Consider the following 11,402-nt stretch of genomic DNA (forward strand, 5'->3'; position numbering starts at 1 on the left):
GAGTCACAACCCGGCTTTCCTGACGGTCAGTCGGCTCTTCCCGCGCAAGCGCTTGTTACCCTTGGCCATAGCCCGACCGCTGGTGCATCCCCCGTCGCCAGCGGTCGGGCATTCGTATGCCCGTCCGCTCAGCGCAGGTCGAGGCGCATCAGGATGCGGGGATGGCCCGCCAGCACCGATGTGGTCGGTGCCGCGTAGATGAAGCCGGCTCGCTCGAAGTTCTTCCTCAGACCGGCGTAGGCCATCGTCAGGTCGACCTTGGCGTCGCCGTTGTCGAGGGGGTACGCCTCGATCGCCGGTGCGCCCCGGGCGCGGGCGAAGTCGACCGCTCCGGCGATGAGCGCGTGCGAGATGCCCTGCTTGCGGTGGCCGGGGCGGACCCGGACGCACCAGAGCGACCAGACGGGCAGATCGTCGACGTGCGGGATCTTGCGGTTGCGGGCGAAGGAGGTGTCCGAGCGCGGTGCGACGGCGGCCCAGCCGACCGGTTCGTCACCGTCGTAGGCGAGCACACCCGGGGGAGGGTCCGCATCGCACAGCTCCGCGACGTGGTCACCGCGGGCCGGGCCGCGCAGTTCCTTGTTGAGCTTGGACGGGATCCGGTAGCTCAGGCACCAGCAGACATTCGCCCCGGGCGACTTCGGCCCGAGCACGGCCCGGACGTCCTCGAAATTCGCGGCCGGGCGGACGTCGATGCTCATGCCACCACGATGTCACGCCCCTGGCACCTTCGCCGCCCCCACTACACAGCGGACTGAGCAGCCGACGCCGCCCGCAGCATCCGCAGCTGGCCGATCTCGCTCGCGTTCTTCATCAACTCGGCGTTCACCCAGGCCACCATGTGCGCGACGGTGTACTGGGGGTCGTCCTGCTGCGGGAACGAGGCGGTGGCGTCCAGGTCGGTGTCGGTGAGGCCGTCCAGGACCTCCAGCCACTGAGTGCGCAGGTCGCGCAGCCACTCGACGGTCGGGGCGCCCTCGCCGGGCCAGGCGATGTCCGTGCGGTCGCGGGGCGGCCGGCCCCGCACGTGGTCCAGGGTGACGCTCCACCACCAGCCGATGTGCCAGCTCACCCAGGCGATCGTCGGGACGGGCACGGGGTCGGGCTCGGTGTCCGCCCAGTCCGGTGCCCAGGTGCCGTCGGCCGCCCGGCGCATCGTCCAGCAGAGGGGCGCGGGCTCCCAGAGGAAGTCCCCGGGCTCCAGCCGCTCCAGGTGGTACTCGAACAGCGACCAGGTCAACTCGAACTGCCAGCGCGGCAGTTCCGTACGGGAAGCGCTCATCGGGCGACCCTACGCAGGCGCCCGCGCGTCCCGGGCCAGTCCCGGCCAGTCGATGTCCCGCAGCGCCCGCTCCGTGTCGCAGCCCGAGGGCAGGTGCGGGGCCGACTGGAACCAGAGCACGGCCAGGCGCGAGCGGTACAGGACCGGGTCGCGGGCCGGATCGAGGGCGACGGAGTGGAACGTACCGAGGCAGGCCACGGCGGGCAGCACCTCGACGGGACCGAGTCCGCCCGCGTACTGGTCGGGGCGCTCCCGCGGGGGCGGGACGAGGTGGACGGGCGTGCCGGGGTGGGACCGCTCGGCGGCGCGCAGCAGCTCGCGGATCCGCAGATCGTTGACCGGCTTGCAGGGATAGCCCTCCAGCGCGTCGCCGCAGGCCGAGAGCAGGTCGCCGTAGGTCGACGAGAACCGCAGTTCGGCGAGGTCCACCGAGCGGCCGGAGGCGAGAGTGAGGCGTGCGAGCGCCATGGCCGGCGGTCTGGCGTACTGGTGCATGGAGGTCTTTCGGTGCTGGTGGACGAGGCCCTGCTCATGGCCGGTGCCCCGTCATCCGGGCCGCCGACGCGATCGTCGCCCGGGCCTCACGCTCGGACAGTCCGGTGCTCCGGGCCGCTTCGGCCAGGGGATCCACGAGCGCCGGGCCGATGCCGTCCTCGTACGCCCGGCAGGCCGCCCAGAACAGCCGTGTGTTGCGCTGGCCCTCGTGCGCGGCGAGGACGAACTGGACCAGGCCCTGGCCGTGCCCGCCGGCCGACGGGGGCGTGGGGTGGTGGGAGCGGGGTGGCGGGAGCAGCAGCCGCAGCAGGGAGCGGGGGCAGGGGGCGGGCGCCAGGTGCGCGGTACCGGGGGCGGCGGCGTACACCCCCTGGCCCGTGCGGGAGCCGGGGCCGACGAGGTAGCCGCCGGCGCCCCGGATGTCGATGCCGGGGGCGAGACGGCCCGCCGAGTTGGGGACCACCACGTCGGGTGGACCGCTCAGCCAGAGGTGACGCCCGCCGGACGGGGTCAGGACCACCACCGTCGGGGGGATGGTGAACAGATGCCGCAGGGCCAGCTCGCGCAGGGCGGCCGAGGAGTCCGTGCCGGTCTTCACGTCGAGGTCGACGCCGATCAGCTGGTGCGGGGGCAGGCCGCAGGCGATGCCGTAGCCGGTCGCCCAGGGCGCGGCGGCGAAGAGTTCGCGGATGCGGGCCGGGTCGCTGGAGGCGTCGTACACGCCGTGGCCGAGTCGGCCGCACGCGCCGTGGCAGAGGGAGGGGGCGGGGTCGTCGTGGTGCGGGGAGCGCAGCGCCGGGAGCTTGGTGCGGGACAGGGGGATGACGGCCAGTCCGCGTTCGGCGGCTGACAGGGCGTGTGCGAGGGCCAGCGTCGTGGCCTGCCGGTCGGTGGTGGCCATGCTTCTAGTTTCGTACGTACGTTCGAAAAAGGAAAGAGGGAGCGGGTGCGACGCGCCGGGGTCGAGGCCTGTGTGCGAAAAGTGCTGGAACGCTTCCGCCCTTGCGGCACCAGGGTTCGAACCGCCTCTTCCAACCCCAGTCCGGTACTGAAGTGACGCAAAGGGGTTTATCGACATGTCATCACGCTTGAGTGCGAATAGGGGCTTCCGGTGTGGTTCGCCGGGGATTCGGTGGGCAACTCTGGACTCGCGACGTCGAGCAACGGACCAGGGCGGTCGGCCAACTTCCCTGGAAGCAGCAGTACTTCTCCACGCAGTCCTTGGTTCTGAAGTCTCCGAAGTCTCTGAAGTCCTTGGAGGGACAACAACATGGCAAGCATCCGTACCGCCCGCGTCATCGCCGCCGTCTCCGCCCTTCCGCTCGCGGCCGTCCTCTTCAGCGGCATCGCGACGGCGGACAACGGCTCCTTCGCGGACAACGGATCGATCGCGTCCGTCACGGAGGCCGAGGCGGGTGTCCTCGGCAGTGGTGTCGGCGGCGACAACTTCGGCACCTCGTCCACCACGAACCAGCAGGCCGTCGGCGAGGGCGCCTCGAACCAGAGCAACACCGCCCAGGTCAACGGCTCGGCCTTCACGGCCGTCAACCAGGGCAACGACAACACCGCCGTCAGCTTCACCCCGCTGTGGTGGTGAGCTGAGCGGGCCGGTGTACCGGCATCGGCCCGCCGTTCGTGTGGGTGTGCATCGTGGGGTGACAAGCGTCTGAGCGGCGGTACTTCGGTGCCGCCGCGCAGGCGTTTTGGCGTCCGTGGGGGTGCGATGTCTTGACGCCGCAGCTGATCTGACGGACAGTCAGAAACCGTGAGCGGTGAGACGGAGGTCCACGAGGAGTTCGAGGCGCGCCTGAAGGCCTACGAGGGCCGCCCGGCCGCCGTCACCGGGGTCGGCCGGGACCCCGTCAACGAGCCGATGATCAGGCACTGGTGCGAGGCCATGGGCGACACCAGCCCCGCCTACACCGGACCGGACGCCATCGCTCCCCCCACCATGCTCCAGGCGTGGACCATGGCCGGCCTGACCCGCCGCCCGGAACGCACGGCGGCCTACGACGAACTCCTCCGCCTGCTCGACGAGTCGGGCTACGACGCGGTCGTCGCCACCGACTGCGAGCAGGAGTATCCGCGCCCCCTGCGCCCCGGCGACGAGATCACCTTCGACTCGGTGATCGAGTCGGTCTCGGACCTGAAGACCACGAAGCTGGGCGCGGGCTACTTCGTCACGACCCGTACGGACATCCGGGCCGGCGGCGAACTCGCCGGCACCCACCGCTTCCGCATCCTCAAGTACGCCCCGGCACGCCGGCCGAAGAAGCAGGAGCCCGAACCGCCCGGTCAACGCCGCCCCCGCCCGGTCGTCAACCGCGACAACTCCGGCTTCTGGGAGGGCGTGGCCCGCCACGAGCTGCTCATCCAGCGCTGCACCGGCTGCGGTGACCTGCGTTTCCCCTGGCTGCCGGGCTGCAACAGCTGCGGCTCCCCGGAGTGGGACACCGTCGAGGCGAGCGGCGAGGGCACGGTCTACTCGTACGTCGTCATGCACCACCCGCCCTTCCCGGCCTTCACCGCATCCGATCATGCCGCTGACGCGGCGGGTCCCTACGCGGTCGGGCTGATCGAGCTCGCGGAGGGCGTGCGGATCGTCAGCAACGTGGTCGGGGTGCCGTACGACAAGGTGCGGATCGGCATGCCGGTCCGGCTCGAGTTCCGGCGCTACGACGACGAACTGGTCCTGCCCGTGTTCCAGGGGGTGACGAGGTGAAGGCCGGCGACCGTCTGCCGCCCCTGGAGATCCCGGTCACCCGCACCCTGATCGTCGCCGGGGCGATCGCGTCCCGCGACTACCAGGACGTGCACCACGACCCGGACCTGGCCCGGGAGAAGGGCTCCCCGGACATCTTCATGAACATCCTGACGACCAACGGCCTGGTCGGCCGGTACATCACGGACCACTTCGGCCCGCGGGCCGTGCTGCGCCGGGTGGCCATCCGGCTCGGCGCGCCCAACCACCCCGGCGACACGATGGTGCTGACGGGCACGGTCGAGGAGGTCGACGGCGACATGGTGACGGTCCGGATCGTCGGCGCGAACGGCCTCGGCAAGCACGTCACCGGCACGGTGACGGTCATGGTCCCGCCGGGAGCCGGGACGACGACGGACCCCGGCGGACCGTCATGACCGGCGACATCATCTCCGCGACCGCCGTGTGCCGTGTCTCCGCGACCGCCGTGTGCTGCGTCTCCCCGGGCGCCCGAGCCGCCCCGGGCGCTCGAGGGACCCCAGTTGCCTGGCCCGGCGTGAGCAGAGGAGGCCCGGGAATGCACCCAAGAAGCCCGGCAACGCCCCCGGGAGGCCCGGCATGAGCCCCCGTCGGCACGACACCCTCGGCGGGCGGGCGGCCATCGTCGGTATCGGGGCCACCGAGTTCTCCAAGGACTCGGGGCGCAGCGAGCTGCGGCTGGCCGTCGAGGCGGTGCGGGCGGCGCTGGCGGACGCCGGGCTCGTCCCGGCCGACGTCGACGGGATGGTCACGTTCACCATGGACACCAGCCCCGAGATCACCGTGGCCCAGGCGGCGGGCATCGGCGAGCTCTCCTTCTTCTCCCGCATCCACTACGGCGGCGGCGCGGCCTGCGCCACCGTCCAGCAGGCCGCCCTCGCGATCGCCGCGGGCGTGGCGGACGTGGTCGTCTGCTACCGGGCGTTCAACGAGCGCTCGGGACGCCGCTTCGGCTCCGGGGTCCGGCACCGCGAGCCGTCGGCAGAGGGCGCCGCGCTCGGCTGGTCGCTGCCGTTCGGCCTGCTCACCCCGGCCTCCTGGGTGGCGATGGCGGCCCAGCGGTACCTCCACACCTACGGGCTGACGCCGGAGGTGTTCGGGCACGTGGCCGTGGTCGACCGCGCGTACGCGGCGACCAACCCGGCGGCCTACTTCCACGGCCGGCCCATCACCCTGGCCGACCACGCCGCGTCCCGCTGGATCGTCGAGCCGCTGCGGCTGCTGGACTGCTGCCAGGAGACCGACGGCGGCCAGGCCCTCGTGGTCACCTCGGTGCAGCGGGCCCGCGACCTGCCCCACCCGCCCGCCGTGATCGCGGCGGCGGCTCAGGGCGCGGGACGCGCGCAGGAGCAGATGACCAGCTTCTACCGCGACGACCTGACCGGCCTGCCCGAGTCGGCGGTGGTGGCCCGGCAGCTGTGGCGGACCTCCGGACTCGCGCCCGCCGACATCGACGTGGGGATCCTCTACGACCACTTCACACCGTTCGTGCTGACGCAGCTGGAGGAGTTCGGCTTCTGCGGCCCCGGCGAGGCACCGGACTTCGTCGCCGAGAGGCGCCTGCCGCTCAACACGCACGGGGGACAGCTGGGGGAGGCGTACCTGCACGGGATGAACGGGGTGGCGGAGGCCGTCCGGCAGATCAGGGGGACCGCGGTGAACCGGATACCCGGAGCGGAGCGGGTCCTGGTGACGGCGGGGACGGGTGTGCCTACGTCGGGACTCGTACTCACCGCCGACCCGGAGGGGACAACCCGCAGTACCCCCGTCCCTCCGCTCCACCTCTAGGAGGTGCAGCCGGCCCTACCCCTACAACCTGAGGGGGATCCCGCTTCGGGACCTGCGGCCGATCCGCCGGACCCGCCCCCGCTCATAGCGTTGAGCCATGACCACACTCGTCTGCACCAGCGCGTCGAAGGCCGCCTCACCAGCGGCGCAGACTCTTCCGTACCCGTCGTTCTCGTCGTACGTCAGGGCCCGCCAGCCGGTGCTGCTGCGTACCGCCCGCTCGCTCACCGGCAACCCGAGCGACGCGGAGGACCTGTTGCAGACCGCGCTCACCAAGACGTACGTCGCCTGGGAGCGTATCGAGGACCACCGCGCCCTCGACGGCTATGTGCGCCGGGCGCTGCTGAACACGCGGACGTCGCAGTGGCGCAAGCGCAAGGTCGACGAGTTCGCCTGCGACGAGCTGCCCGAGCCGGAGCCGGTGACCGGCCGCGACGACCCGGCCGAGCAGCAGGCGCTGCGCGACGCGATGTGGCGGGCGATCATGCGGCTGCCCGCCCGGCAGCGGGCGATGGTAGTCCTCAGGTACTACGAGGACCTGAGCGAGGTCCAGACGGCCGAAGTGCTCGGCGTCTCGGTGGGCACGGTGAAGTCGGCCGTCTCGCGCGCGCTGGGAAAGCTCCGCGAGGACGCTGAGCTGGGACTTGTCCGCCAGTGAGCCCCGCATCGCAGGCCGCTCGCACGCCGCCTCGGCCGCCGCTGAACCCATCATTCCGCTTGGCGTGATGTGATCGATCGCCCGGTCCTAGTGACATACCGCGCGGTATGTGCGCAGAATCAGCGCAAACCTTTACCACCGCGTTGGCAATGTCGCCCCGGGAGGACGCCGTGCTGAGCACGATGCAGGACGTACCGCTGCTGATCTCGAGGATCCTGACCCACGGGTCCACGATCCACGGGTCATCGCAGGTGACCACGTGGACAGGTGAGGACGAGCCGCACCGCCGCTCCTTCGCGGAGATCGGCGCCCGCGCCGCCCAGCTGGCCCACGCGCTCCGGGAGGACCTCGGCGTCACCGGCGACGAGCGGGTCGCGACTCTGGCCTGGAACAACGCGGAGCATGTGGAGGCCTACTTCGCGATCCCGTCCATGGGCGCGGTCCTGCACACCCTGAACCTCCGCCTCCCGCCCGAGCAGCTGGCCTGGATCGTCAACCACGCCGCCGACCGCGTGATCATCGCCAACGGTTCGCTGCTCCCCCTGCTCGCCCCGCTGCTCCCGCACCTGAAGACGGTCGAGCACGTGGTCGTCACCGGCCCCGGGGACCGCTCCCTCCTCGCGGACGCGACCGCAGGTGTCCACGAGTACGAGGATCTGATCGCCGGGAAACCGACGTCGTACGACTGGCCCGAGCTGGACGAACGCCAGGCCGCCGCCATGTGCTACACCTCCGGCACCACCGGCGACCCCAAGGGCGTGGTCTACAGCCACCGCTCCATCTATCTGCACTCCATGCAGGTCAACATGGCCCAGTCGATGGGGCTGACCGACGCGGACACCTCGCTGGTCGTCGTGCCCCAGTTCCATGTGAACGCGTGGGGTCTGCCGCACGCGACCTTCATGACCGGCGTGAACATGCTGATGCCGGACCGCTTCCTCCAGCCGGCCCCGCTGGCCGCGATGATCGAGAGCGAGAAGCCCACCCACGCGGCCGCCGTCCCCACCATCTGGCAGGGCCTGCTCGCCGAGCTGACCGCCAACCCGCGTGACGTCTCCTTCCTCGGCCAGGTCACCATCGGCGGCGCGGCCTGTCCGCCCTCCCTCATGGAGGCCTTCGACAAGCTGGGCATGCGGGTCTGCCACGCCTGGGGCATGACGGAGACGTCCCCGCTCGGCACGATCGCGCGTCCCCCGGCCAGTGCGGTCGGTACGGCGGAGGAGCTCGCCTACCGCCTCACCCAGGGCCGTTTCCCGGCCGGCGTCGAGGGCCGCCTGACCGGCCCCGGCGGCGAACGCCTCCCCTGGGACGGCGAGTCGGCCGGTGAGCTGGAGGTGCGTGGCCCGTGGATCGCCGGCGCCTACTACAACGGCCCGGACGCCGACCCGCTCCGCCCCGCGGACAAGTTCAGCGAGGACGGCTGGCTCAAGACGGGCGATGTGGGGACCATCTCCCCCGACGGCTACCTCACCCTCACCGACCGGGCCAAGGACGTCATCAAGTCCGGCGGCGAGTGGATCTCGTCGGTGGATCTGGAGAACGCGCTCATGGCCCACCCGGACGTCGCCGAGGCGGCCGTGGTCGCCGTCCCCGACGACAAGTGGGGCGAGCGCCCCCTGGCCACGGTCGTTCTCAAGGAGGGCGCCAACGCCACCTTCGAGACCCTGCGGGCCTTCCTCGCCGACGAGGGCCACATCGCCAAGTGGCAGCTCCCGGAGCGCTGGACGATCATCGAGGCGGTCCCGAAGACGAGCGTCGGCAAGTTCGACAAGAAGGTGCTGCGCAGGCAGTACGCGGAGGGCGACCTGGACGTCACCCGCCTCGGCTGACCCGGTCGGCCGCTGTGGAGCCCCTGGTCACGGCCAGGGGCTCAGCTGTGCCATTCCTCCTCGAGTACGCCGAAGACCAGCGAGTCCCGCCAGCCGTCACGAATGAGCTGAGTGTGCCGCAGGCGTCCCTCCAGCGTCATGCCGAGCTTGGCCAGCACCCGCGCGGAGCCGAGGTTCCGCGGATCGCAGGTGGCGTGGACGCGGTGGAGCCGCAGTTCGCCGAAGGCGTGCGCGAGCAGCAGCCGCCCGATCTCCGTCCCGACGCCCCGCCCCCAGACACGCGGATGCACGACGTAGGAGATCTCGCCCTGGCGCCGGGGTGCGCTGCGCACCCGCAGCTCCCCCATCCCCACGACCTCCTGCCCGAGGCGGGCCACGTAGGGGAAGCGGCGCTGAGGGCTGTCCGACCAGGCGGCGACCGCGCCCGCCACGAACTCCCGCGTCTCGTCCGGCGTGTTCGGGCCCCACGGCTGATAACGGCAGGCCTCGGCCAGAGACGCCCAGGTGTGGACGGCGGCCCAGTCCTCCGAAACGATCCTGCTCAGGGTCACGGTTTCCTCGCGCACAAGACGATCATGTCCCCCTCGGCATACGGCTACCCGCGGCCTTTCACACAGGAGTCCATCCGCCCGGCGCCCGCCTTCCCGCCCCGCGGCATCGCCTCACCGCCGCGCCGAGGTCAGCCCCCATCCCAGCACCAGCCACAGCCCCGCCACCGCGCACACCCCGCCCCAGCCGAAGTGGCTGAAGGCGGCCCCGCCGAGAGCCGAGGCGGCGGCGCCGCCCGCGAAGCCGGCGACCACATAGGCGGTGTTGGCGGTGGCCGGGGTGGACGTGGAGGTCAGGGCGAGGGTCTGGTTGGCGACATGGGAGGCGACGAGCGCCGCGTGGATCGCGATCGCGGCGGCGAACAGCGCGGCCAGAGCCTGCCCGCCCAGCCAGAACAGCGGCACGGACACGGCCGCGAGCAGATACGCGGACCGTACGACACGCGCCGCGCCGAACCGGTCCACGAACCCGCCGGCCAGCGGAGCCACCGCACTCGCCGTCAGCCCGAAGAGCCCGAACAGCCCGGCGGTCGCGGGGGACAGCCCGTACTCGGGCCCGGTCAGCAGAAGGGAGAGCGCCGTCCACAGCGCGCTCCACGCGCCGAACATCCCGGCCTGCCGCAGGCACGCCCGCCACAGGTCGGGCGAGTGGCGCAGCACCGAGGGCAGCGCGGCGAGTCCGGCGAACAGCGGGCCTTCCCGCCGCCGCCGCGACGGCAGGACCAACGCGGTCGCGAGCCCCAGGACGAGGGTGAGCAGGGCCGCGCCCGCGAACACCCAGCGCCAGCCGAAGGCCTGCCCGGCAAGACCGCCCAGGACCCGGGCCGCGACGATGCCGGTGAACAGGCCCGCGATGACGGCCGCGACATGACGGGCACGCCGGTCGGCGGGGGCGCGTTCGGCGACCAGCGGGACGAGCAGCTGGGGGATGACGGTCGCGGCCGAGGCGACGAACATGGCGACCGCGAGGGCGGTGACCCCCGGGGCGGCCGCACTGGCACTCAGCGCGACGGCGGTGACGACCGTCAGCCCCGCGACCAGCCGGCGCCGGTTCGCGCTGTCGCCGAGCGGGGCGAAGAACAGCAGGCCGACCGCGTAGCCGAGCTGGGCGACCGAGGCGATCCAGGCGACGGCGGAGGGGGCCGAGCCGAAGTCGCGGGCCATGAGCGAGAGCAGCGGTGCGGCGAGGTAGATGTTGGCGGCGGTGACCGCGCTGCACACGGCGATCAGGGTGAGGAAGAGACCGGGGGCGGGCGTACGCGCCTGCCGCGGCGGGGCATGGTCGGCCCTGCGGGACGTGGTGGTGGTCGCTGACGGCATCGAGGGGGGACTCCTTGGAGTCGGCTCTAACAACTAACTGGTTGGTTGGATAATGGGGCAACAGTGTGAGCCGCCCTGCGATTCCCTGTCAACCAAACAGTTGGTTACCCGGCGCGCTACCCTCTCCCCCATGGCACCAAGGGACCCCGAGGCCACCAAGGCCCGGATCTTCGAGGCGGCGGTCGCCGAGTTCGCCCGGCACGGCATCGCCGGCGCCCGCATCGACCGCATCGCCGCCGAGGCGAAGGCCAACAAGCAGCTCATCTACGCCTACTTCGGCAACAAGGCGGAGCTGTTCGCGATCGTCCTCGAGAAGAAGATGCTCCACCTCGCCGAGGACGTCCCCGTCGTCCCGGACGACATCGAGAGCTGGATCGACCGCGTCATGGACTACCACGCCGCCCACCCGGAGCTGCTGCGTCTGCTCTTCTGGGAGGGCCTGGAGTACGGCAGCGCCGAACTGCCCCACGAGTCCGCCCGCCAGGAGCACTACGTCCGCAAGGTCGCCGCCCTCAGGGAGGGCCAGGACCGGGGCGTCATCACGGACGCCGTTCCCGCGGCCGACCTGCTCTTCCTGCTGACCGCCCTCGCCAACTGGACCGCCGTCGTCCCGCAGATGCGGCGCATCCTGGTCGGCGACGGGGAGGACGCCCAGGACCGCCTGCGCGCCTCGGTCAAGGAGGCGGCGCGCAGGCTGACGGCCCGGTAGGGCGCCGCCCCCGGCCGCCGACTCAGCCGGTCC

General features: G+C 71.9%; 13 protein-coding genes. 7 read left to right on the forward strand and 6 right to left on the reverse strand.

All coding sequences use genetic code 11. The features are described from left to right. Positions 1–128: 128 nt before the first annotated feature. The 4 genes from ACIBK5_RS24210 to ACIBK5_RS24225 all read right to left on the reverse strand — a co-directional run bounded on the left by ACIBK5_RS24210 (position 129) and on the right by ACIBK5_RS24225 (position 2,678). Positions 129–701, reverse strand: a complete 573-nt coding sequence (locus ACIBK5_RS24210) for a GNAT family N-acetyltransferase (protein WP_399022317.1) — start codon at positions 699–701, stop codon at positions 129–131. Positions 702–742: 41 nt separating this feature from the next. Next, on the reverse strand, positions 743–1,282 hold the full coding sequence (locus ACIBK5_RS24215) for a DinB family protein (protein ID WP_399022319.1): 540 nt from the start codon (positions 1,280–1,282) through the stop codon (positions 743–745). A 9-nt stretch (positions 1,283–1,291) separates the two neighbouring features. Then, positions 1,292–1,750, reverse strand: coding sequence for a hypothetical protein (locus ACIBK5_RS24220; RefSeq protein ID WP_399022321.1), 459 nt, complete (start codon positions 1,748–1,750; stop codon positions 1,292–1,294). A 61-nt stretch (positions 1,751–1,811) separates the two neighbouring features. Further along, entirely contained in the window at positions 1,812–2,678 is an 867-nt protein-coding gene (locus tag ACIBK5_RS24225; protein ID WP_399022322.1) for a bifunctional DNA primase/polymerase, read from the reverse strand. Between the two features lie 369 nt (positions 2,679–3,047). On the opposite strand from ACIBK5_RS24225, the gene ACIBK5_RS24230 reads away from it, so the two are divergent. The 6 genes from ACIBK5_RS24230 (at position 3,048) to ACIBK5_RS24255 (ending at position 8,792) form a co-directional block, all read left to right on the forward strand. Then, the gene (locus ACIBK5_RS24230; RefSeq protein WP_399022324.1) at positions 3,048–3,374 is read left to right on the forward strand and encodes a hypothetical protein; all 327 of its coding nucleotides are present in this window, start codon (positions 3,048–3,050) and stop codon (positions 3,372–3,374) included. Positions 3,375–3,542: 168 nt separating this feature from the next. Continuing rightward, on the forward strand, positions 3,543–4,499 hold the full coding sequence (locus tag ACIBK5_RS24235; RefSeq protein WP_399022326.1) for a bifunctional MaoC family dehydratase N-terminal/OB-fold nucleic acid binding domain-containing protein: 957 nt from the start codon (positions 3,543–3,545) through the stop codon (positions 4,497–4,499). Next, positions 4,496–4,915, forward strand: a complete 420-nt coding sequence (locus ACIBK5_RS24240) for a MaoC family dehydratase (RefSeq protein WP_399022328.1) — start codon at positions 4,496–4,498, stop codon at positions 4,913–4,915. The genes ACIBK5_RS24235 and ACIBK5_RS24240 overlap by 4 nt, the downstream gene beginning before the upstream one ends. A 181-nt stretch (positions 4,916–5,096) precedes the next feature. After that, entirely contained in the window at positions 5,097–6,305 is a 1,209-nt protein-coding gene (locus ACIBK5_RS24245; protein ID WP_399022330.1) for a lipid-transfer protein, read from the forward strand. A gap of 97 nt (positions 6,306–6,402) precedes the next feature. Beyond that, on the forward strand, positions 6,403–6,963 hold the full coding sequence (locus ACIBK5_RS24250) for a SigE family RNA polymerase sigma factor (protein WP_399022332.1): 561 nt from the start codon (positions 6,403–6,405) through the stop codon (positions 6,961–6,963). A gap of 149 nt (positions 6,964–7,112) precedes the next feature. After that, complete coding sequence (locus ACIBK5_RS24255; RefSeq protein ID WP_399022334.1) at positions 7,113–8,792, forward strand: long-chain fatty acid--CoA ligase; 1,680 nt, start codon at positions 7,113–7,115, stop codon at positions 8,790–8,792. Between the two features lie 41 nt (positions 8,793–8,833). On the opposite strand, the gene ACIBK5_RS24260 is transcribed toward ACIBK5_RS24255, so the two are convergent. Both ACIBK5_RS24260 and ACIBK5_RS24265 read right to left on the reverse strand, forming a co-directional pair. Continuing rightward, complete coding sequence (locus ACIBK5_RS24260; RefSeq protein ID WP_399022336.1) at positions 8,834–9,358, reverse strand: GNAT family N-acetyltransferase; 525 nt, start codon at positions 9,356–9,358, stop codon at positions 8,834–8,836. 96 nt (positions 9,359–9,454) lie between these two features. Continuing rightward, positions 9,455–10,660, reverse strand: coding sequence for an MFS transporter (locus ACIBK5_RS24265; RefSeq protein ID WP_399022338.1), 1,206 nt, complete (start codon positions 10,658–10,660; stop codon positions 9,455–9,457). A 130-nt stretch (positions 10,661–10,790) separates the two neighbouring features. Here ACIBK5_RS24265 and ACIBK5_RS24270 point away from each other — a divergent pair, with 130 nt between their 5' ends. Continuing rightward, positions 10,791–11,369, forward strand: coding sequence for a TetR family transcriptional regulator (locus tag ACIBK5_RS24270; RefSeq protein WP_399022340.1), 579 nt, complete (start codon positions 10,791–10,793; stop codon positions 11,367–11,369). Positions 11,370–11,402: the final 33 nt, after the last annotated feature.

Source organism: Streptomyces sp. NPDC050546, from assembly GCF_044457425.1.
Classification (GTDB): domain Bacteria; phylum Actinomycetota; class Actinomycetes; order Streptomycetales; family Streptomycetaceae; genus Streptomyces.

Coding starts and splice junctions, on each gene's coding strand:
- ACIBK5_RS24210 (WP_399022317.1), bottom strand. CDS start 701: ATGAGCATCGACGTCCGCCCGGCCGCGAATTTCGAGGACGTCCGGGCC.
- ACIBK5_RS24215 (WP_399022319.1), bottom strand. CDS start 1,282: ATGAGCGCTTCCCGTACGGAACTGCCGCGCTGGCAGTTCGAGTTGACC.
- ACIBK5_RS24220 (WP_399022321.1), bottom strand. CDS start 1,750: ATGGCGCTCGCACGCCTCACTCTCGCCTCCGGCCGCTCGGTGGACCTC.
- ACIBK5_RS24225 (WP_399022322.1), bottom strand. CDS start 2,678: ATGGCCACCACCGACCGGCAGGCCACGACGCTGGCCCTCGCACACGCC.
- ACIBK5_RS24230 (WP_399022324.1), top strand. CDS start 3,048: ATGGCAAGCATCCGTACCGCCCGCGTCATCGCCGCCGTCTCCGCCCTT.
- ACIBK5_RS24245 (WP_399022330.1), top strand. CDS start 5,097: ATGAGCCCCCGTCGGCACGACACCCTCGGCGGGCGGGCGGCCATCGTC.
- ACIBK5_RS24250 (WP_399022332.1), top strand. CDS start 6,403: ATGACCACACTCGTCTGCACCAGCGCGTCGAAGGCCGCCTCACCAGCG.
- ACIBK5_RS24255 (WP_399022334.1), top strand. CDS start 7,113: ATGTCGCCCCGGGAGGACGCCGTGCTGAGCACGATGCAGGACGTACCG.
- ACIBK5_RS24265 (WP_399022338.1), bottom strand. CDS start 10,660: ATGCCGTCAGCGACCACCACCACGTCCCGCAGGGCCGACCATGCCCCG.
- ACIBK5_RS24270 (WP_399022340.1), top strand. CDS start 10,791: ATGGCACCAAGGGACCCCGAGGCCACCAAGGCCCGGATCTTCGAGGCG.